Origin of the sequence: Streptomyces bikiniensis, from assembly GCF_000716625.1 — a bacterium.
GTDB classification, from domain to species: Bacteria; Actinomycetota; Actinomycetes; order Streptomycetales; family Streptomycetaceae; genus Streptomyces; species Streptomyces bikiniensis.
The window spans coordinates 211790-232053 of record NZ_JNXJ01000003.1 but is presented as its reverse complement, the minus strand read 5'-3'; the positions used below and the strand labels follow the sequence as shown (position 1 = coordinate 232053).

Genomic DNA, 20264 nt, shown 5'->3' with positions numbered 1-20264 from the left:
CCTTCGGTCTTGCGTCTCCGACTCTATCAGATCTTTCCGACCCGATTTCCTCGGTGCTTTCCGGTCCCTTTCGCTTTCACTCCGGGGGCCTTCCGGCGTTTCCGACTCTATCAGATCCTTTCGGCGTCTGATTCCCAGTCAGCGGGAGTTGTCTTTCCGGCTGTTGGGCCGTTCTGACGTCTCAAACTCTAGCGGATTCCCCCGGCGACTCATAATCGAGTCTTTCGAAATGAATTTCGGCATGCCGAAATTCTTCCCGTGAGGGAGATCGTGCTGAGTAGAGGTGCCGCATCAGCGGCGGGAGTGGCTGTCGCAGAACCGTTCCGGCTCCGTGACAACTCGGAGAACACTACGCGTCCGGGAAGGGCGTGTCAACCTCCTCCCCCAGGCCCGTCCCGGTGGCCTCAGTCGAGGTCCGTCAGGCGGCCGCCGGCGTCGGGCTGGGTGTGCTCCACGCGGCGGAGGAGGCGGATGAGGACGTCGCCGAGGACGCCCTTCTCCTCCGTGCTGAGGTCCTGGAGGAGGTCCTCCTCGAAGGCCGTGGCCATGCGCATGGCCTCCAGCCACTTCGTGCGGCCCTCGTCGGTGAGCTCCACGATCACGCGGACCCGGTTGTTCTCGTCGCGGTCGCGGGTGACCAGGCCCTCTCCCGCCATGCGGTCGATGCGGTGGGTCATCGCGGCCGGGGTGAGGCCCAGGCGCTTGGCCAGCTCGCCGGGGCCGAGCCGGTAGGGCTCCCCGGAGAGGACCAGCGTTTTGAGGACCTCCCACTCGGCGTTGCTGATGCCGAGGTCGGCGAGCTGGCGTCCGTACGCCACGTTCATCCGCCGGTTCAGCCGGCCGAGGGCCGAGACGACCTTCTCGACCTGGGGGTCGAGGTCGCGGAACTCGCGCTGGTAGGCGGCGATCTGCTCGTCGAGGCTCGGCTCCTGGGGAGCCTGCGGGCCGGACCGCTCGGGGTTTTCGGGCATGCGGCGAGTATCCCACGGACCTCGTTGGCGTCGAAGTCCTTCTATGTGTACAGTTGAGGAGTTAACTTTAGCTTTTAAGTCTTCAGGGTTCAGGGCTACAGGCCTGAACCCGTGACCGAAGTGGGTGAGTGTGACCAAGGCGAGGGGCGCGGAGATGCGCCGGATTCAGGCAGGCAGCGCGCTGAGCGCGTTCGGACTCGGCTTCACCGTGCCGTACCTCTATGTGTACGTGGCACAGGTGCGGGATCTGGGCGCGGCGACGGCGGGCATCGTCCTGGCCGTCTTCGCCATGGCCGCGCTCGTGGTGCTGCCCTTCAGCGGGCGGGCCATCGACCGGCGCGGGCCCGTGCCCGTGCTGCTCGTGGCCTCGGTCGTCGCCGCCGTGGGCGCGGTGGGGATGGGCTTCGCCTCCAGCGTGCCGGCGGCCGTGGGGGCGGCGGCGCTGCTCGGCGCCGGTACGGCCGTCCTCCAGCCGGCCCTCGCCACGATGATCGTCTGGTGCTCGACGCCCGTCGGGCGCACCCGGGCGTTCGCCATGCAGTTCTTCCTGCAGAACCTGGGCCTCGGCGTCGGCGGTCTGATCGGCGGGCAGCTGGTCGACACCAGCCGGCCCGGCAGCTTCATCCTGCTGTTCTCGATCGAGGCGGCGATGTTCCTGGTGCTGGCCGGGATCGTCGGGACCGTCCGTATGCCGGGCTCCCCCGCGCTCCAGGACGCCCGCCCGTCCGAGGCGGGCAGGGGCGGCGGCGTCCGGGCGCTGCTCGGGCACAAGGCGATGGTGCAGCTGTGCGTCCTCGGCTTCGTCCTCTTCTTCGCCTGCTACGGACAGTTCGAGTCGGGCCTCGCCGCGTACGGCACCGAGGCCGCCGGCATCCAGCCGTCCGCGCTCGGGCTCGCGCTCGCCGCCAACACGGCGGTGATCGTGCTGGCCCAGTTCCTGGTGCTCAAGTTCGTCGAGCGCCGCCGGCGGAGCCGGGTCATCGCGGCCGTGGGCCTGATCTGGACCGTCGCCTGGATCATCGCCGGGTACGCGGGCCTCGGGCACGGCAGCCAGGCCATGGCGACGGCGGCCTTCGTCTCCACGTACGCCCTCTTCGGGCTCGGCGAGGCGATGCTGTCGCCGACCGTGGCCCCGCTGGTGGCCGACCTGGCGCCGGAGTCGATGGTCGGCTCGTACAACTCGGCCTTCGCCCTGGTGAAGCAGCTCGCGCTGGCCGTCGGTCCGGCCGTGGGCGGGCCCATGGGGGCCGCGCTGCACGGTCCGTACATCGTGACCTTCGTGCTCTTCTCGCTCGGGATCACGTTCCTCGCCGTCCGGCTCGGCAAGCAGCTCACCCCCGAGCAGAACCAGCCGTCCCTGGCCCTCCGGCCGTCGAAGGTCGTCGTCCGGCACGAGCCGGTCGAGCCGGACGAGCCGATCCGGCAGGACGTGCCGGTCAGGGCGTCCTAGTCCTTCAGGGCGAACTCACACCAGACCGCTTTGCCGCCGCCCGGGGTGCGGCGGCTCCCCCAGGACGAGGCGATCGTCGCGATGATCGAGATCCCGCGACCCGCCTCGTCCTCCGTTTCCGCCCTGCGGCGGCGCGGCAGGTGGTCGTCCCCGTCGGTCACCTCGATGATCAGGCGCCGGTCGGTGCGGCGCAGCCGCAGGCGCATGGGCGGGGTGCCGTGCTGGAGGGAGTTCCCCACCAGCTCGCTGGTGGCGAGGACGCCCAGGTCGCGCAGTTCGACCGGGAAGCGCCAGCTGGAGAGGACCCCGGAGGCGAAGGCACGCGCGCGGGGGGCCGCCTCGATCCCGCCGAGGAGTTCCAGGGCGGCGTTGTGGAACAGCTCCGCGTCCGTGCCCTCGCGGGAGGGGTGCTGGACGACCAGGACGGCGACGTCGTCGTCGTGGTCGGCGGTCACCCCCAGGGAGCGCAGGAGCCGGTCGCAGACCACCTGCGGGGTGCCGCTGGCGCCGGAGAGTGCGCGGGCCAGGGCGGCGACGCCCTCGTCGATGTCCTCGCGGCGCCGCTCGACCAGGCCGTCGGTGTAGAGGACGGCGGTGGAGCCGGGCGGCAGGGCGATGGAGCCCGAGGTGTGGAGCCAGCCGCCGGTGCCGAGCGGCGGGCCCGTGGGGTCGTCGGCCTGGCGGACGGTGCCGTCCTCGTCCCGTACGAGGATCGGGAGGTGGCCGGCGGAGGCGTACACCAGCCTGCCCTCGTTGGGGTCGTGGACCGCGTACACGCAGGTGGCGATCTGGCTGGCGTCGATCTCGGCGGCGAGGCCGTCGAGGAGCTGGAGGACTTCGTGCGGGGGCAGGTCCAGGCGCGCGTACGCCCGGACGGCGGTGCGGAGCTGGCCCATGACGGCGGCGGCGCGGACGCCCCGGCCCATGACGTCGCCGATGACGAGTGCGGTGCGGCCGGCGCCGAGGGTGATCACGTCGTACCAGTCGCCGCCGACGGCCGCGTCGGTGCCGCCGGGCTGGTAGGTGGCGGCGATCCGCAGGTCGTCGGGCTGTTCGAGGTCCTGCGGGAGCAGGGAGCGCTGGAGGGTGACGGCGGTCTCGCGGTGCTTGCGCTCGCTGGCGCGCAGCCGCTCGGCGGCCTCGGCGTGGTCGGTGACGTCCGCGGCGTGGACGAGGACGGCGCCGCCGTCGACGCGGGGGCTGTCGACGGGCAGGCAGGTGACCGTGTACGAGCCGCCGTCCCGGGCGCGGCGGGCCTTGACCGTGCGGGGCTTGCCGCTGCGCAGCACCTGGTCCATGAGGGGCGGCAGGCCCAGGTCCTCGGCCTCCGGGCAGGTGGCGGCGACGGTGGCGCCGGGGGTGCGGGGGCCGAAGGCGGTGGCGTACGCCTCGTTCACGTACGCGATGCGGTGCTCCGGGCCGTACACGAGCGCGACCAGGCCGGGGAGGCGGCCGAGGAGCTCCCGTACGGAGAAGTCCTCCAGGGAGGGGACGTCCTCGGCGACGTCGGCCGGCCGCTCCGGCTGCTGCCCGTGCTCACCGCGGGCGGCGGGCACGGAGCCTTCGGTCCCCCGCGCCGTGCGGCGCTGTGTGCCGGGGAGCCGGGCGCTCCAACGGGTGAAGTTCACGGATCTGTATGCCTCGTGGTGTCGGTGCCGCGCGGAGTCACGCTGTGCAGGTATGAGCCCACCTATGGTCACACGCCCAGTGTGGACGAGTGCACTGACAGTGATGTCAGGACGACGGCTTGTCGTCGTCGCCGGGTGGCGGGGAGGCCGCGAGCTCGAATTCGGCGCGGGGGTGTTCCAGGGAGCCGAGGGAGACGATCTCCCGTTTGAACAGGCCGGACAGGGTCCATTCGGCCAGGACCCGGGCCTTCCGGTTGAAGGTGGGGACCCGGCTCAGATGGTAGGCCCGGTGCATGAACCACGCCGGGTAGCCCTTGAGTCTGCGTCCGTAGACGTGGGCGACGCCCTTGTGGAGGCCGAGGGAGGCGACGGAGCCCGCGTACGCGTGCGCGTACTCCTTGAGCGGCTGTCCGCGCAGGGAGGCGGTGATGTTCCCGGCGAGGACGCGGGCCTGGCGGACGGCGTGCTGGGCGTTGGGCGCGCACTCCCCGCCGGGTGCGCCGGAGGTGACGTCGGGGACGGCGGCGGCGTCGCCGGCGGCCCAGGCGTGGTCGACGCCCTCGACGGAGAGCCGGGCGGTGCAGCGGATCCGGCCGCGTTCGTTCAGCGGCAGGTCGGTGGCGGCGAGGAGGGGGGCGGGTCGGACACCGGCGGTCCAGACGACGGTGCGGGTGGGGAGCCGGGTGCCGTCGCTGAGGACGGCGACCCGGTCCTCGCAGGAGTCGAGGCGGGTCTCCAGGCGCACGTCGACGTTCCGGCCGCGCAGCTCGCGAACGGCGTACCGGCCCATCTTCCCGCCGACCTCGGGGAGGATCCGGTCGGAGGCCTCGACGAGGACCCAGCGCAGGTCGCCGGGCTTGATGTTGTGGTAGTACCGGGCGGTGTAGCGGGCCATGTCCTCCAGCTCGGCGAGGGCCTCCACGCCCGCGTAGCCGCCGCCGACGAAGACGAAGGTGAGGGCGGCGTCGCGGACCGCGGGGTCGCGGGTGGAGGAGGCGATGTCCATCTGCTCGATGACGTGGTTGCGCAGGCCGATGGCCTCCTCGACGGTCTTGAAGCCGATGCCGTGCTCGGCCAGGCCGGGGACCGGGAGGGTGCGGGAGACGGAGCCGGGCGCGATGACCAGTTCGGTATAGGTGAGCTCGACCGGGGCCGTGCCCTCCTCGTCGGTGGCGAGGGTGGAGAGGGTCGCGGTCCGCTCGGCGTGGTCGACGGAGAGGACTTCCCCGATGAGGATGCGGCAGCGGTCGAGGACGCGGCGCAGCGGTACGACGACGTGGCGCGGGGAGATGGAGCCGGCGGCGGCCTCGGGCAGGAACGGCTGGTACGTCATGTACGGCTCGGGGGTGACCACGACGATCTCGGCGGCGCCGGATCGGAGTTCCGCCCTGAGCTGCCGCTGGAGGCGCAGCGCGGTGTACATGCCGACGTATCCACCGCCGACCACGAGAATGCGCACAGGTTCGGTCACCGTCCCATGACGCACCCCCGGCCGTTGTTTGTCCACAGGCTCGACAAATTGTGTGACCGGAGGGGTACGGAGGCGCGGGGTGGCGCGCGAGGCGGATGCGGTGGGATCCACCCTGGTCACGGAGGTCGGGGCGGGTTCGGAGGGGGGTGGGAAACGGGAGTGATCCGGGCCTTGCTCCGATCGGGGGCGCACCGTGCGGAACACCCCCTTCTGAATTGACTCCGACTCAACTATGTTCGTACTTCGTCGGGGTGTCGGATGGGAGCGCGTGGACCGAAGCGCTCGTCGGCCGGAAGCCCCGTGTCAGGGCGGGGAGTCTCCGGGGGGAGACATCATGAGCGGGGGAACGCTTATGCAGATGCAGGATTCACGCTGGCAGCCGGGCGCCGGGGCGGTGGCCGTCGACGACGCGCGGGCCGCGGGAGCCGTGGGCTCCGAGCGGGTCGGCGGCTCCGAGCGGGGCGGCGCGCTGTCGGCGGGCGGCCGGTCGGCGCCGCTGCGGGTGGACGCGCAGCGCAATCTGGAGCACGTGCTGCGGGCCGCGCGCGAGGTGTTCGGCGAGCTCGGCTACGGGGCTCCGATGGAGGACGTGGCGCGTCGCGCGCGCGTGGGGGTCGGCACCGTCTACCGGCGCTTCCCCAGCAAGGACGTGCTGGTGCGCCGGATAGCCGAGGAGGAGACCGCGCGGCTGACCGAGCAGGCGCGGGCCGCGCTGGGGCAGGAGGAGGAGCCGTGGTCGGCGCTCTCCCGGTTCCTGCGGACCTCGGTGGCCTCGGGCGCGGGGCGGCTGCTGCCGCCGCAGGTGCTGCGGGTGGGCGTGGACGACTCGGTGCTGCCGGGCGCCGCCGAGGACGCGGACGAGGCGGCCCGGGTGCCGTACCAGCGGGGCGGCGACGGGCAGGCGGACACGCGGGTGGTCGCACCGCGCGGCGTGCCGGCCGAGGAGCGGGACGACGCGGGGGCCGCCGAGCTCCTGGAGGTCGTCGGGCGTCTGGTCGACCGGGCGCGGGAGGCGGGTGAGCTGCGGACGGACGTGACCGTGGCGGACGTCCTCCTCGTCATCGCCACCGCCGCGCCGGCCCTGCCGGACGCGGTGCAGCAGGCGGCGGCTTCGGCGCGGCTCCTGGACATCCTGCTCGAAGGGCTGCGCTCCCGGTAGGGACGGCCACTCCTTCTCCTCGCCGGCGCGTGGCCGGTGGTCCGGGCGGACCTACGAGCATGACACGAACGCGTGAGCGGTTACGCCCGGATACGGGAAGTCGCCCCGGACGAGTGGTATGTGGACGGGGCGCTTCGGCGTGCCCGCGCTCTGTGGCAGGCTTGGCCGGTGTTCGGTTCTGAGCATGCGTACGGGGGCTTCCGCGATGAGCGGTGAGGGTCGGGACGAGCCGTTGGGGAACAGCGGTACCGCGGAGGCCGGGGGCCTGCCCGCCCGGCAGGTGCCGAGCCAGGGCGGGCCGGTGGGTCTCCCGGGGGCGGCGGGATCGCCGCCCGGGTACGTCGATCCGGACGATCGGTTCGATCCGCTTGATCCGGTCGCTCCGGTCGCTCCGGTCGCTCCGGTCGAGATGCTCGGCGCGAGCGTGCCGCAGCAGCGTGAGGGGAAGTCCGCCGGGCCGGGTGCCGGGGTCGGGGTCGGGGTCGGGTCCGGGGGTGTCGCGGGGGCGGCCACCGGGGCCGGGGCCGGATTCGGTGAGGGCGGGCTCGTGGAGGGCGGCTTCACGGAGGTCGAAGGGGACGCCGAGGGGGACGGGGTGCTTCCGCCGCCCCTCGAACTGCCGCCCTCCGACGCCGACCTCGTCCAGCTCATGCGGGACGGCGACGACTCCGCGTACGAGGAGCTGTTCCGCCGCCACTCCGAGGCCGTGCGCCGGTACGCCAAGTCCTGCTGCCGCGACGCGCACACCGCCGACGACCTCACCGCCGAGGTGTTCGCCCGCACCCTCCAGGCCGTACGGGGCGGGGCCGGGCCCGAGCAGGCGGTGCGCGCCTACCTCATGACCACCGTCCGGCGGGTCGCCGCGAGCTGGGCCAGGACGCAGAAGCGGGAACAGCTCGTCGAGGACTTCGCGGTGTTCGCCGCGGAGGCCGCCCGCTCCTCCGAGGTCTCCGACCAGGACACGATGGACCTCGGCGCGGACGTCCGGGCCATGCACGAGGCCGAGCGGTCGCTCGCCATGCAGGCCTTCCGCTCGCTGCCCGAGCGGTGGCAGGCCGTGCTGTGGCACACCACCGTCGAGGAGGAGTCGCCGAGCGAGGTCGCCCCGCTCTTCGGGCTGACCGCCAACGCCACGGCCGTGCTCGCCAGCCGGGCCCGCGAAGGGCTCAAGCAGGCCTACCTCCAGGCCCACGTCAGCCAGTCCCTGACGGCGGGCGGCGACTGCGCCCGCTACGCGGACCGGCTCGGCGCCTACGCGCGCGGCGGGCTGCGGATGCGGGCCGAGCGCGGGCTGCGCAAGCACCTGGAGGAGTGCGCCAAGTGCCGGCTCGCCGCCGGTGAACTGGCGCACGTGAACGCCGGTATCCCCGCGCTGCTGCCGGTCGCCGTCATCGGCTGGTTCGCCGCCGGGTACTCGCTCAAGGCCGCCGGGGCCGTCGCGGGCGGCACCGCCGCCGCTGCCGGGGCCGGTGCGGCGGCGGCCGCCTCCGGGTCCTCGGGGGGCGCCGCCCCGGGCGGTGCCGCCGCCGAGGGGCTCGGCACCCCGGCCAAAGTGGGGATCGCGGCGGCCGCGGCCGTCGCCGCTGCGGCCGGGCTCGTCTGGGCCATGGCCGGGGATCCGGAGCCCGTGGCCGCGCCCAGGCCCTCGCAGCCGGTCGTCGTCCCGGTGGCGCCGCAGGAGCCCGCGCCCCCGGCGGAGCCCGTACCGCCTGCCCCGCCCGTGAGGGCCGACGCCCCGGCGCCCGCGCCCGCCCCTCGGGAGCCCTCCCGGAAACCCTCTCCGAAGCCGGAGCCGGAGACGAGGACAGCGCCGGAGCCCGCGCCTCCCGCCCCGCCGGCCCCGGAGCCGACGCCGAGGCCCACGCCGCCGGTGAGCACGACGCCCGCTCCTGAACCGGCGCCCGCCCCGAAGCCGACGCCGAAACCGAAGCCGAAACCGACGCCGAGCCCCGAGAAGCCCCCGCCCGCGCCGCCGGTCGTCTACCCGGTCGACGAGCTGGACTACGGGATCTTCGGCGACGGCACCAAGCCCGAGGTGTCCATGGCCGAGAGCGGCTTCATGTGGCAGCGCAGGGGCCTCTCCGTCGGCAGCACCCGGTACGCGCACGGGGTGAGCGTCCACGCGCCGTCCTCGCTGGTCATCGACCTCAACCGGCAGTGCACGAGTTACGACGCGGTGGTCGGCGTCGACGACCTGAGCGCCCTGTTCGGCGTCGGCGGCGTCCGCTTCTCCGTCTACGGGGACGGGCAGCGGCTCTGGCGGTCCGGCGTGATCGAGGCGGGCGACCCGCCGGTCCCGGTGCACGTCGACATCACCGGACGCTCCAGGCTCCGGCTCGTGGTCGAGGAGTCCGGGCCGCTGGGGCGAGCGGCGATCGCCGACTGGGCAGGGTCCCGGATCAGCTGCTCCTGACGCCGTCCGGAGCGGCCTCCGGAACAGCCCCCGGAGCGGCCTCCGTAACGGCCTCCGTGACGTTTTCCGGTGGGCATGTCGGGGCGTCGGCCTTCGGAGCGCCCGACGGGAAGCCCTCCACGAGGGACAGGACCCCGTCGACGTCCAGTCCCTCGCCCGCCGTCCGGGCGGCGGCGAGGCCCGGCCCGCCGAGGACGGCGAGCGAGCGGTCCGTGACCGACGCGGCCTCCTCCAGCTCCGGGACCGAGCGGGGCAGTTCGCGGCGCCAGGAGTCCACGGCGGCCAGGACCGTGGCGGCGAGGAGCGGTTCGCCCGCCCGGGACAGGGCTACCGCGAGCCCCTGACCGAGCGCCGCGGCGATGAGGTCCGCGCACCGGACGTCCCGCGCGGCGCGCAGGGCGGTCGCGGCGGAGGTGACGGCCGCGACGCCCCCGCCCCCGTACGCCTCGACGCGGGCGGCGAGTCCGATGACCGCGGCCGTGGAGTGCGGCGGCGGGTTCCCGGCCTCGACCAGGCGGCCCGCCTCCTCCGTGTGGACGCGGGCCGTCTCGATGTCGCCCCGGTGGAGGGCGATGGCGGCGCCCAGGTAGGCGAGGAAGGGGCGGGCGTTATCTTGGGTGCGGATTGAGTGTCAGGCATGTGAGGTAAGTGGTGGCTTACAAACGTGCCTGACGAGTATCTGAGGGTCGTTCAGGCACGCACGGCATGTTCGTGATGTGTACGCGCCGACCTCTCCGGTTCGGACGAACCGAGGTTGGGCGCCCTTGTTTCGACCGAAACACCTTCCGCGAGGCGCGACGACCTCGAACGGGGGTCCAGGATGCGGTCGGTACGGGGCTTGGGATCGTCAACCTGCGGCCGATGGGCTGGTTCAGGCGAAGAGGGCAGCAAGTGCTCCTGCTACCGCAGCGGTGAGGGTGATGACCGCGGCGAAGGCGGTGGCGGCTCGGGTGAGAGCGGCCGGGTAGGTGGCGCCGTCCATCCGCGCGAGTTTGGCCGCGCCGGCGGCGGCCAGCAGCGCGATGACGATCACGAGTGCGATGGTGAGGAGGGCAACGGCGACGGTCACGGCAGGCTCCCGGTTCACGAGGTGGGGTGTCGTGGTCGAAAGTCGCGGAAACCCTGTTCGCCGGGGTTCGCCGGAGGAAGATGAACACCGGCGAACACGGCTTTGGGGGGCGGGTGCAGTACGAGCAGGACGGCATTGCCGACAATCCGGCGCTCACGGAGCTGCGCGGGAGGCTGGGCGACGGCCTGGCCCGCAACCGGATCAACAAGACGGAACTCGCCCGCCGGTCGGGGCTGGGGCGTACGACCGTGTCGGGGGCCTTCCAGACTGGCGGGCCGGTGCCCTCGGCGCACACGGTGCAGGCACTGGCCCGTGCGTTGAAGCTGCCTGTCGAGGAGTTGTTGGCCTTGCAGCGGGACGCGGACGCCGGGGGAGGACAGCGGCCGGCGCCGGGCCGTCCGATCGGGCAGTGGGAGCCGCACGCTCTGGAAGTCCACCCGGCGGGTCCCAGCAGCATCGTTCCCGGCAGCGATGTGCCGAGGGCGCGGGAGCTGCCGGGGTACGTCAAGCGCGGGCATGACCTGGTGCTGGCGGAAGCTGTGCGGGATGCTGTGGCCGGCCGCAGCCGGATGGTGGTCCTGGTGGGAGGTTCATCGACGGGCAAGACACGGGCATGCTGGGAGGCTGTGCAGCCCCTCGCGAACATGAGGTGGAAGCTTTGGCATCCCTTCGATCCCACCCGCGCCGAGGCCGCTCTCGATGACCTGCACCGTGTCGCTCCTGAAACTGTGGTGTGGCTGAACGAAGCCCAGCACTACCTCGGCGACCGCGAGGCCGGCGAGCGCGTCGCCGCCGCACTCCACGGCCTGCTCACCACCCCGGAACGCGGTCCGGTGCTGGTGCTCGGCACCCTCTGGCCCGAGTACGCCGCCCGCTACACCGCCATGTCCTCCCCGGGTAGGGAAGACCCGTACAGCCGGGTTCGGGAACTCCTGTCCGGCCGCACGCTGACCGTCCCCGACGCGTTTGACGCACAGGCGCTGGCCGCCGCGGCGACCCTCGCCCGGGACGGTGACCGGCTGCTGGCCGATGCCCTCACCCGCGCCGGCACCGACGGGCGAGTGACTCAGGACCTGGCCGGGGCCCCCGAGTTGCTCAACCGCTACGAACGGGCGACCCCTGCGGCCAGAGCTGTGCTGGAGGCGGCGATGGACGCGCGCCGCCTCGGCGTCGGCCTCCACCTGCCACAGGCGTTCCTCATCGACGCCGCCGCCGACTACCTCACCGACACCGACTACGACCGACTCACCGAGGACTGGGCCGAACAGGCCTTCGCCGAACTCGCCGAACAGGTCCACGGCAAACAAGCCCCCCTCCGCAACACCATCCCCCGGCCCCGACGGCGGCCACCCACGCCCTCCCCTCCTATCGACATACCGCACCCGGCGGCTACAGGGCCGATGTTCCGGCTCGCCGACTACCTCGAACAACACGGCCGCACCACCCGCAGACCACTGTGTCCGCCCGCTTCCTTCTGGCACGCCGCCTTTATTCATCTCACCCACCCCGACGACCTGAACAACCTCATCAAGGCGGCCCAGTCCCGGCATCGCCTGCAATGGGCCCACCACCTCCGACACCGCGCCGCCGACCACGGCGACACCGACGCCCTGTTCTACCTAACCTTCATGCGGGAGCGGGCCGGGGACGGGGAGGGTGCCGAGCACCTCTACAGGCAGGCCGCCGACCTCGGCGACACCGACGCTTTGTCCCGCCTGGCCGAGATGCGGGAGCGGGCCGGGGACGGGGAGGGTGCCGAGCACCTCGCCCGGCAGGCCGCCGACCTCGGCAACACCGACGCCCTGTCCCGCCTGGCCGAGATGCGGGAGCGGGCCGGGGACCGGGAAGGGGCCGAGCGCCTCTACAGGCAGGCCGCCGACCTTGGCGACACCCGCGCCCTGTCCCGCCTGGCCGAGATGCGGGAGAAGGCCGGGGAGCGGGAGGGTGCCGAGCGCATCTACAGGGAGGCCGCCGACCTCGGCAACCCCTACGCCCTGTCCCGCCTGGCCTTCATGCGGGAGGAGGCCGGGGACCGGGAAGGGGCCGAGCACCTTGCCCGGCAGGCCGCCGACCTTGGCGACATCGACGCTTTGTCCCGCCTGGTCGAGATGCGGGAGCGGGCCGGGGACGGGGAGGGTGCCGAGCACCTCGCCCAGCAGGCCGCCGACCTCGGCACCACCTACGCCCTGTCCCGCCTGGCCGAGATGCGGGAGGAGGCCGGGGACCGGGAAGGGGCCGAGCACCTCTACAGGCAGGCCGCCGACCTTGGCAACACCCGCGCCCTGTCCCGCCTGGCCGAGATGAGAGAGGAGGCCGGGGACCGGGAAGGGGCCGAGCGCCTCTACAGGCAGGCCGCCGACCTCGGCAACCCCTACGCCCTGTCCCGCCTGGCCTTCATGCGGGAGGAGACCGGGGACCGGGAAGGGGCCGAGCACCTCGCCCGGCAGGCCGCCGACCTCGGCACCACCCGCGCCCTGTCCCGCCTGGCCGAGATGCGGGAGAAGGCCGGGGACCGGGAAGGGGCCGAGCACCTCGCCCGGCAGACCGCCGACCTCGGCAACACCGACGCCCTGTCCCGCCTGGCCGAGATGCGGGAGAAGGCCGGGGACCGGGAAGGGGCCGAGCACCTCGCCCAGCAGACCGCCGACCTCGGCAACACCGACGCCCTGTCCCGCCTGGCCGAGATGAGGGAGGAGGCCGGGGACCGGGAAGGGGCCGAGCACCTCGCCCAGCAGGCCGCCGACCTTGGCAACCCCTACGCCCTGTCCCGCCTGGCCTTCATGCGGGAGGAGACCGGGGACGGGGAGGGTGCCGAGCACCTTGCCCGGCAGGCCGCCGACCTTGGCGACACCCTCGCCCTGTTCCGCCTGGCCGAGATGCGGGAGGAGGCCGGGGACGGAGAGGGTGCCGAGCACCTTGCCCGGCAGGCCGCCGACCTTGGCACAGACGAAATTAGGGGGACACCTCTCGGGTTCACAACGCGGTGGCCCGACGGACTAGACCCAGGCGGCACGCCCACGCGGCCATGGCAATGCTCCACGTGCCACTCCTCTTGACCGCTACCCAAGGGCTGTCCCGTAACTGGGCGGTGCCGCGGAACGGGACTGTGTCATGGCTGGTCACAGGATTGAAGGGTGCTGATCAAGGGATACGACGTCGGCCCGTTGGTGGCGGGCGAGTCACTGCCGGCCCGCCCGGGCTTCTGGTCGAACCACCTTCTGGCGATGTGCAGCGACGGTGGGTGTGCCGAGCGCCCCGGTCCGGAGTGGTTCGGTGAGGACGGCGCCGATACCGATGCCTTGTCCGAGGTCCTCTTCGATCCCGAACGCTGGCCAGCGTTCAGGCTGCCGGCAGAAGACGGCCCCGGAGCCGTGGTGATCTACCGCAACCTGGATGGCGACTACGGCACCGACTACCTCCTCACCCATCCAGGCAGAAGCCACGTCGAGCAGATCGCCAGCTGGGACGGAGACTTCTCGGGCACCGGTCTGACATGGCACGAACTGATCAGGATCGCTGACAGCCCGTCTCCTGCGACCGAAGGCGTTCAGGACACAGCCACCCGCTTCCTGCTGCTGCTCCCCCTCACCGATCCAGAGGTCCCGGAAACAGCACTGGCAAGGCTCATCGCTGCCCTGGTCGTAGTCGGCGCGCCTCAAGACACCATCTCAAGCACGGCCGAGCACCTGCTGGCCCACCTCACGAAGAGATCCCGGCACGACCCCACGTGGGCATCTCCGCTGAGCGGCAGCTAAGAGGCGGGGCGGTCTCCAGTCACCCCATGGAACGATCTTGATGTGACTGGTGTGATCACGGCGTCAGAGCCGTCTTGGATAGCCTCGTTCTCCGGGCTCAGCCCCCGCGCTGATCAGGCTGGTCTCGCGGAGGCGGAGCGCGGAGAGGACGGCGCCGGGGACGGCCCCGGGGTCGTCGAGCGGGGCGAGCTCGGCGATCCAGGCGGCGGGGCCGCCGGTCCGCAGCGCGGCCTCCTCGGCGAGCCGCGTCTTGCCGCTTCCGCCGGGGCCGGTGAGCGTGACGAGCCGGGAGCCGGCCAGGTCGGCGCGGAGCGCGTCGAGCTCGGGCTCGCGGCCGACGAAGGAGGTGAGGCGGGGGCGGATGTTGCCGGCGGGGCCCCCGGAGGGCTTCTCGGAGAACTTCTCGGAGGGTCCTTCGGCGGGTTTCTCGGTGTGGCCCCCGGTGGGTCTCCCAGTGGGTCCTCCGGCGGGTCCCCCGGCGGGTCCTCCGGCGGGTCCCCCGGCGGGTTTCCCGGCGGGTCCCCCGGTGGAGGGCGGGGGCGCGGCCGGGCTCGCGAGGAGTTCGCGGTGGAGGGCGGTGAGTTCGGGGCCGGGGTCGGTGCCGAGGGCGTCCGCGAGGGTGCGGCGGGCCGATTCGTACGCGGCGAGGGCATCGGCGTGGCGGCCCTCGGCCCGCAGGGCGCGGACGAGGTGGGCGCGGAAGGCCTCGTCGTACGGGTACGTGGCGGTGAGCTCGGTCAGTTCCGGTACGAGGCCGTCGGCGGCGCCCCGGCGCAGGTCCGCCTCGACGCGGCGGCGCAGGGCGGCGAGCCGCTGGGCCTCGGGACGGACGCCCGCCGGGCCGGGCAGGTCGGCGAGGGCGGGGCCGCGGAAGAGGCCGAGGGCTTCCCGGAGGAGGGCGGCGGCGGTGCCGGGGTCACCGGCGTCGAGCCGGGCGCCCGCTTCGGCGGCCCGGCGCTCGAAGACGTACAGGTCGATGTCGTCGGGTCCGGCGGCGAGCCGGTAGCCGGGGCCGGGGGTGGAGGCGACGGCCTCCCTGCCGAGGACCCGGCGGAGGCGGCCGACCAGGGCCTGGAGGGCGGCGGGCGCGTCCTGCGGCGGGGCGTCCCCGTACACGTCGTCGGCGAGCTCGCCGACGGAGACGGGCCGTCCGCCACGCAGTGCGAGCGCGGCGAGGAGCGCGCGCAGCCGGACACCGCCGAGGGGGAGGGGGGTGCCGTCGGGACGAAGGGCCTCGGTGGTGCCGAGGATGAGATACCGCACCGGTTCATTGTGGCCGCGGGCCCGCGCGGACGCCTCGGGGTTTACCCGGGCTCGCCCCGGAGACGGGCGGACGTCAGAACTCGGCCGTGTCCAGGGTGAAGCCCAGGGGCGCCGGGATCGGGACGGGCGTCCCCAGCTTGTGGACGGACTTGTGGTCGTAGTCGTCTCCCGCCGGCCCGGAACACACGACGGCTTCGCCGGCCTCGCGGTCGATCAGGAGGTAGAGGGGGATGCCCGCGCGCGCGTAGGCCCGGATCTTCTGGACGCGGTCGCGGCTCGCGGTGGAGGAGGAGGTGACCTCGGCGACGAGGAGGACGGGGTCGGGGGCGTGCCACTCCTGCTGGTCGGCGAAGCTGCCCTTGGGGGCGATGACGAGGTCGGGGATGACCCGCGCCGTGTCGGCTGTACCCGGCAGGCTGAGGCCGATGCCCGTGTAACGCCCGACACCCTTGTCGTGATCTCGGACCTGGCCGTTCACCTCCGAAACGATCTCCTCGTGCTCGCCATCGGCCGGAGGCACCACGTGGATCTCCTCTTCGATCAGCTCCACGCGCCAGCCCTTGGGGGCCAGCGCACTGAACAGCTCGAAGGTCTCCTGCACACTCGCACCCTCGCGGTCGGGCGTGCCCTCGGAGAACGCGTCTTCCGGAATCGGCAGCGGCAGCGCCATGCCGGACCTCCTTCGCTCGGTGCGACGCTCTCAGCTTAGAACGGGCGTCGCGGCGGGGTCCGGAGTGCGTTCGCTCGAACGAGCGTGCCGCGCACCTGCGACCGGAAGGCGCCCCGCGGAGCCTCACGCCGGAAGCGACCTCGACGCCGGGATCAGGGGCCCCTGGACCGCGCGGTGGGCGCGGGGCTCCGTGGTGCTGGTCCAGCAGGAGCCGCGGCGGGCGAGGAGGCGGCCGAGCCAGAGTTCGGTGGAGACGAGGTCGGCGAGGCCGTCGAGGGGGACGGGCGCGCCGTCGGCGGCGGCGCGCAGGGCGTCGCGGACGGTGCGGGCCTCGATCAGGCCCGCGTCCGCGAGGAGCGGCGCGTCGAAGAGGGCCAGGAGCCGGGGGAGCGCGGCGCGCAGGCCCGCGCGAGCGGCGGCGGCCGGGACGGCCGGGTGCGGGGCGCCCCAGCCCGGCGGCAGGTCGTGGACGCCGGCGCCGGTCAGGACCGTGCGCAGGACGCCGGCGCGGGCGTCCGGCTGGACCCGGAGCGATTCGGGGAGGGCGCGGCAGGCCCGTACGACCTGGTTGTCGAGGAAGGGGGCGTGCAGCCGCTGGCCGCGGATCTCGGCGGCCTGCTCCAGGACCCGGTGGTCGGCGGCGGCGCGGGCGAGGGCCGCACGCGCGCGTGCCTCGCCGGGGCGCTGGACGGAGGACGGGAGGGTCGCCGCCCGGTTCAGGCGAACCGATACTTCGGCCAGCGCCTCCCCCGTCAGCCAGCGTGCCGCCGGGCCCGGGCGCGACCAGGCGAGGGCGGAGAGGGAGGCCTCCAGGGGCCCGAAGCCGTCGTGGGCGGTGCGGTTGGCCTCCAGGACCCGGCGGGCCGCCGTCTCCAGGCCCGTGCGGTACGGGGTGCGGGCCAGCTTGCGGGCCGCCCGGTACACGGTCAACGGCACCAGGAGCGCGCCCGCCGAAGGGCCCGAGGCCTTGGCGAGCGCGGTGACGGGACGCACCAGGGAGCGGCGTCTGCGGTCCATCAGGAGGTCGGCGAGGCGCGCCGGGTGCGCGTCCAGGACCTGCTTGGCGCCCATGCCGGTGAAGTGGTCGGCGCTGCCGCCCGCGAGCCGCCGCCGGTGGCGTTCGGCCGTGACGAGCGCGGGTCCCGGCTCGTCGGTGAGCGGCCCGTCCAGGGAGGCGTACGGCAGGGCCTCCTCGCCGGCGGCGACGACCACGTGGTGCAGGCGCGGGTCGGCGGCCAGCTCCCGGGCCCGCTCGAGCTCGTCCTCGCGGTCCGAACCCGCGCGCGTGGCCAGGTCGTTGAAGGTGACGGCGAGCAGCCGCTCCCCCGCGCCCGTGCCGTGGCCCGTGATCGTGCCGGGCACGCCCGGGAGCCCGGCCGCCAGGAGGGCGAGCGTGCCGGAGGCGCTGCCGCCGGACAGGTCGGCGCCGATGCCGGGCGCCGGGCGCGCGCCCCGGGCCGCGCGCCGGTCGGCGGGCCCCATGCCGGGGACCGGGCCCGGGTCGGGCAGCGGCATCTCGGGCGCGTGCCGGGGGGCGGTGAGCCGGGCCCGTACGGCCTCGACCAGGGCGTCCCTGACCCCTTCGACGGCCTGCCGGGGGTCGGACTCGGGCGTCGCGACCGCGAGCGAGGCGACCTGCTCGTACCCGGTGATCTCGCGCGAGCCCTCCCGCAGGATCAGCGCGTGGCCGGGCGGCACCCTGCGGACGCCCTCGTAGGGGGTGGAGTCGCGCAGCGCCTCCGGGGTCTCGGGGCAGGCGAGCAGGGCGGCCAGGTGGCCGATGTCGAGCTGGGCCTCGACGAGGTCGGCGAGCGGCAGGGCGGCGGTGGCGTACGCGGTGCCGCCCTGCCACGGGGTGTGGAAGACCGGCCGGGCCCCGGCGAGGTCGCCCGTGACGGTGACGCGGCGGCCGGCCCTGACGACGGCGGTGTAGCTTCCCGGCCAGGCCGTGAGGTGGCGCAGGGCGCCCCCGCGCGCGGTGAGCAGTCCCCTGCGCAGTTCGTCGTCGCCGGCGGCGCAGCAGCCGAGGACGGCGATGCGGGTGTGGTCGTCGACGGACACGACCCGGACTTCGTCGGGGCGCCAGTCGCCGACCGCCCAGAGCGGGTCGGGGCCGCCCCACAGGAGCTGTGCGCCCACCGGTTGCACCGTGCGCCCCTCGGCCGCCGTCGCCCGGTCCGTACCGTAGGGGTCGTACGCGTCGTGGACCGCCGGACCCGTGCCGTACGGGCCGTTCGCCGCTCCCGCCCGCGCTCCCCCGGTCGTTGCGAAGCTCGCGGCGACACTGCTCCAGCCCACCAGCCATCGCATCGGCGCCTCCACGTCCGTTTCGGTGGGAGACATGCTGCCATGACAACGGCGCACGGGGCGGGGTCCGGGTGCACGCGCGCGAAAGCCGAATGCGCCCCTGGCATGGGCCAGTTGGGCAGGGCCGACATTCGGCCGAATATCGACCGTGCCGAAAGGTTTGGGAGCCGATCGGGCACGAACAGGAACGGCCCGTTCTCCACCGGCCGCCGGCTGACCGGGAGGCGTTTCCGCCTCCCGGCGCCGTCCGCCGCCCGCGGGGAATGGGGCGGCGGTGTCCCCCAGCCCACTGGTCCGGGACTCCGACCCCGGCCGAATGGGCCGACCCACGCGGTACCGATCGAAGCGCTCCCCCGCCGCCCGGACGAGAGCGCACGGCCGGGCGCACGGCCACACGGCCGGAGCACGCGTCACCCGGACGACCCTCCCCGCCGATTGGTCACACAACAATCTCGCCATACGGAACAGCGCCCCTTAACGGTAGGGATCCGGCGAACTACGCTGTGCTTACGAATGCCGCACGCCTATGCCCGGCGTCGTGGCGGCCGTCTGTGCTGTCGAGGGGTGGCGTCATGTCCAGGGAGCAACGCGGGCCGAACGAAAAGCTCGGCACGGTTCTCGCCCTCGCGGGAATCAGCAACGCCGGGCTCGCCCGGCGCGTCAACGACCTCGGCGCGCAACGGGGGCTGACGCTCCGCTACGACAAGACCTCGGTCGCCCGCTGGGTGTCCAAGGGCATGGTGCCGCAGGGCGCCGCCCCGCACCTGATCGCCGCCGCGATCGGGCAGAAGCTCGGCCGTCCCGTGCCGCTGCACGAGATCGGGCTCGCCGACGCCGACCCGGCGCCCGAGGTGGGGCTCGCCTTCCCTCGCGACGTGGGCGAGGCGGTCCGCTCGGCCACCGACCTGTACCGGCTCGACCTCGCCGGGCGGCGGGCCGGCGGGGGCGGCATCTGGCAGTCGCTCGCCGGGTCGTTCGCGGTGAGCGCGTACGCCACGCCCACGTCCCGCTGGCTGATAACCCCGGCCGACCCGTCGGTGGAGCGGGAGGTCCCGCGCCCGGCGGTCGGCCCCCCGGCGGCGCCCGCGCCGGAGCACGCGCGCGTGGGCCACAGCGACGTCGCCAAACTCCGCGAGGCCGCCGAGGACGCGCGCCGCTGGGACTCCAAGTACGGCGGCGGGGACTGGCGCTCGTCCATGGTCCCCGAGTGCTTACGGGTGGACGCGGCCCCGCTGCTGCTCGGCTCGTACTCGGACGAGGTCGGCCGGGCCCTGTTCGGCGCGACCGCCGAACTCACCCGGCTCGCCGGCTGGATGGCCTTCGACACCGGGCAGCAGGAGGCCGCCCAGCGCTACTACATCCAGGCCCTGCGGCTCGCCCGGGCCGCCGCCGACGTGCCCCTCGGCGGGTACGTCCTGGCGTCGATGTCCCTCCAGGCCACCTACCGGGGCTTCGCCGACGAGGGCGTGGACCTCGCCCAGGCCGCCCTGGAGCGCAACCGGGGGCTCGCCACCGCCCGCACCATGTCCTTCTTCCGTCTCGTCGAGGCACGCGCGCACGCGAAGGCCGGGGACGGGGCCGCCGCCGCGGCCGCGCTCAAGTCCGCCGAGGGGTGGCTGGAGCGGTCGCGGGCGGGCGACTCCGACCCGACCTGGCTGGGCTTCTACTCGTACGACCGGTTCTGCGCCGACGCGGCCGAGTGCTACCGCGACCTGCGGATGCCGCGCGAGGTGCGCCGCTTCACCGAGCAGGCGCTGTCCCGGCCGACGGAGGAGTTCGTCCGCTCGCACGGGCTCCGGCTCGTCGTGTCCGCCGTCGCCGAACTGGAGTCCGGCAACCTGGACGCGGCCTGCGCGGCCGGTACGCGCGCGGTGGAGGTGGCGGGGCGGATCTCGTCGGCGCGGACGACGGAGTACGTGCGGGACCTGCTGCACCGGCTCGAACCGTACGGGGACGAGCCGCGCGTCATGGAGCTGCGGGAGCGGGCCAGGCCGCTGCTCGTCGCCCCGGCGTGACGGCCGCGCCGCGCGGGTCCCGGACGGGCCCCCGGCCCCGCATGAACACCCGTCCCCGGGTGAACCGCGTCTCATGAGGCCGCGCGGGGTTTC

At 74.0% G+C, this 20264-nt stretch carries 13 protein-coding genes and 1 pseudogene; 6 read left to right on the top strand and 8 right to left on the bottom strand.

The window, feature by feature from the left end; translation table 11 throughout:
• Positions 1-404: 404 nt before the first annotated feature.
• Positions 405-971 carry a MarR family winged helix-turn-helix transcriptional regulator gene (locus OO47_RS03345; RefSeq protein ID WP_030209804.1) on the bottom strand — a complete coding sequence of 189 codons (567 nt, stop codon included), beginning with the start codon at positions 969-971 and terminating at the stop codon, positions 405-407.
• Positions 972-1125: 154 nt separating this feature from the next.
• On the opposite strand from OO47_RS03345, the gene OO47_RS03340 reads away from it, so the two are divergent.
• Positions 1126-2421, top strand: a complete 1296-nt coding sequence (locus tag OO47_RS03340) for an MFS transporter (RefSeq protein WP_199812265.1) — start codon at positions 1126-1128, stop codon at positions 2419-2421.
• On the opposite strand, the gene OO47_RS03335 is transcribed toward OO47_RS03340, so the two are convergent.
• Positions 2418-4049, bottom strand: a complete 1632-nt coding sequence (locus tag OO47_RS03335; RefSeq protein ID WP_030209798.1) for an ATP-binding SpoIIE family protein phosphatase — start codon at positions 4047-4049, stop codon at positions 2418-2420. The genes OO47_RS03340 and OO47_RS03335 overlap by 4 nt on opposite strands.
• A gap of 106 nt (positions 4050-4155) precedes the next feature.
• On the bottom strand, positions 4156-5520 hold the full coding sequence (locus OO47_RS03330; protein WP_030209795.1) for an NAD(P)/FAD-dependent oxidoreductase: 1365 nt from the start codon (positions 5518-5520) through the stop codon (positions 4156-4158).
• 352 nt (positions 5521-5872) lie between these two features.
• Between OO47_RS03330 and OO47_RS03325 the strand changes: the two genes are divergently transcribed.
• Positions 5873-6679, top strand: a complete 807-nt coding sequence (locus OO47_RS03325; RefSeq protein ID WP_033207907.1) for a TetR/AcrR family transcriptional regulator — start codon at positions 5873-5875, stop codon at positions 6677-6679.
• Between the two features lie 205 nt (positions 6680-6884).
• Positions 6885-9092 (top strand): sigma-70 family RNA polymerase sigma factor, encoded by a 2208-nt coding sequence (locus tag OO47_RS03320; RefSeq protein ID WP_030209788.1) that lies wholly within the window; start codon positions 6885-6887, stop codon positions 9090-9092.
• Here OO47_RS03320 and OO47_RS03315 read toward each other — a convergent pair.
• Entirely contained in the window at positions 9079-9369 is a 291-nt protein-coding gene (locus OO47_RS03315) for a hypothetical protein (RefSeq protein ID WP_030209777.1), read from the bottom strand. The genes OO47_RS03320 and OO47_RS03315 overlap by 14 nt on opposite strands.
• A 594-nt stretch (positions 9370-9963) precedes the next feature.
• Entirely contained in the window at positions 9964-10161 is a 198-nt protein-coding gene (locus OO47_RS03305) for a hypothetical protein (protein ID WP_030209771.1), read from the bottom strand.
• Between the two features lie 80 nt (positions 10162-10241).
• Between OO47_RS03305 and OO47_RS03300 the strand changes: the two genes are divergently transcribed.
• Together OO47_RS03300 and OO47_RS03295 are read left to right on the top strand one after the other, a co-directional pair.
• Positions 10242-13217 (top strand): helix-turn-helix domain-containing protein, encoded by a 2976-nt coding sequence (locus OO47_RS03300; RefSeq protein WP_063831873.1) that lies wholly within the window; start codon positions 10242-10244, stop codon positions 13215-13217.
• Positions 13218-13295: 78 nt separating this feature from the next.
• On the top strand, positions 13296-13916 hold the full coding sequence (locus OO47_RS03295; RefSeq protein ID WP_030209768.1) for a hypothetical protein: 621 nt from the start codon (positions 13296-13298) through the stop codon (positions 13914-13916).
• Positions 13917-14027: 111 nt separating this feature from the next.
• On the opposite strand, the pseudogene OO47_RS38365 reads toward OO47_RS03295, so the two are convergent.
• The 3 genes and pseudogenes from OO47_RS38365 to OO47_RS03280 all read right to left on the bottom strand — a co-directional run.
• Positions 14028-15179, bottom strand: a pseudogene (locus tag OO47_RS38365) (BTAD domain-containing putative transcriptional regulator); the annotation flags it as partial.
• A gap of 73 nt (positions 15180-15252) precedes the next feature.
• On the bottom strand, positions 15253-15849 hold the full coding sequence (locus tag OO47_RS03285; RefSeq protein ID WP_030209759.1) for a Uma2 family endonuclease: 597 nt from the start codon (positions 15847-15849) through the stop codon (positions 15253-15255).
• Between the two features lie 123 nt (positions 15850-15972).
• The gene (locus OO47_RS03280) at positions 15973-18159 is read right to left on the bottom strand and encodes an asparagine synthase-related protein (RefSeq protein WP_030209757.1); all 2187 of its coding nucleotides are present in this window, start codon (positions 18157-18159) and stop codon (positions 15973-15975) included.
• Between the two features lie 569 nt (positions 18160-18728).
• Here OO47_RS03280 and OO47_RS03275 point away from each other — a divergent pair.
• Complete coding sequence (locus tag OO47_RS03275) at positions 18729-20171, top strand: hypothetical protein (protein WP_030209747.1); 1443 nt, start codon at positions 18729-18731, stop codon at positions 20169-20171.
• Positions 20172-20264 lie beyond the last annotated feature (93 nt).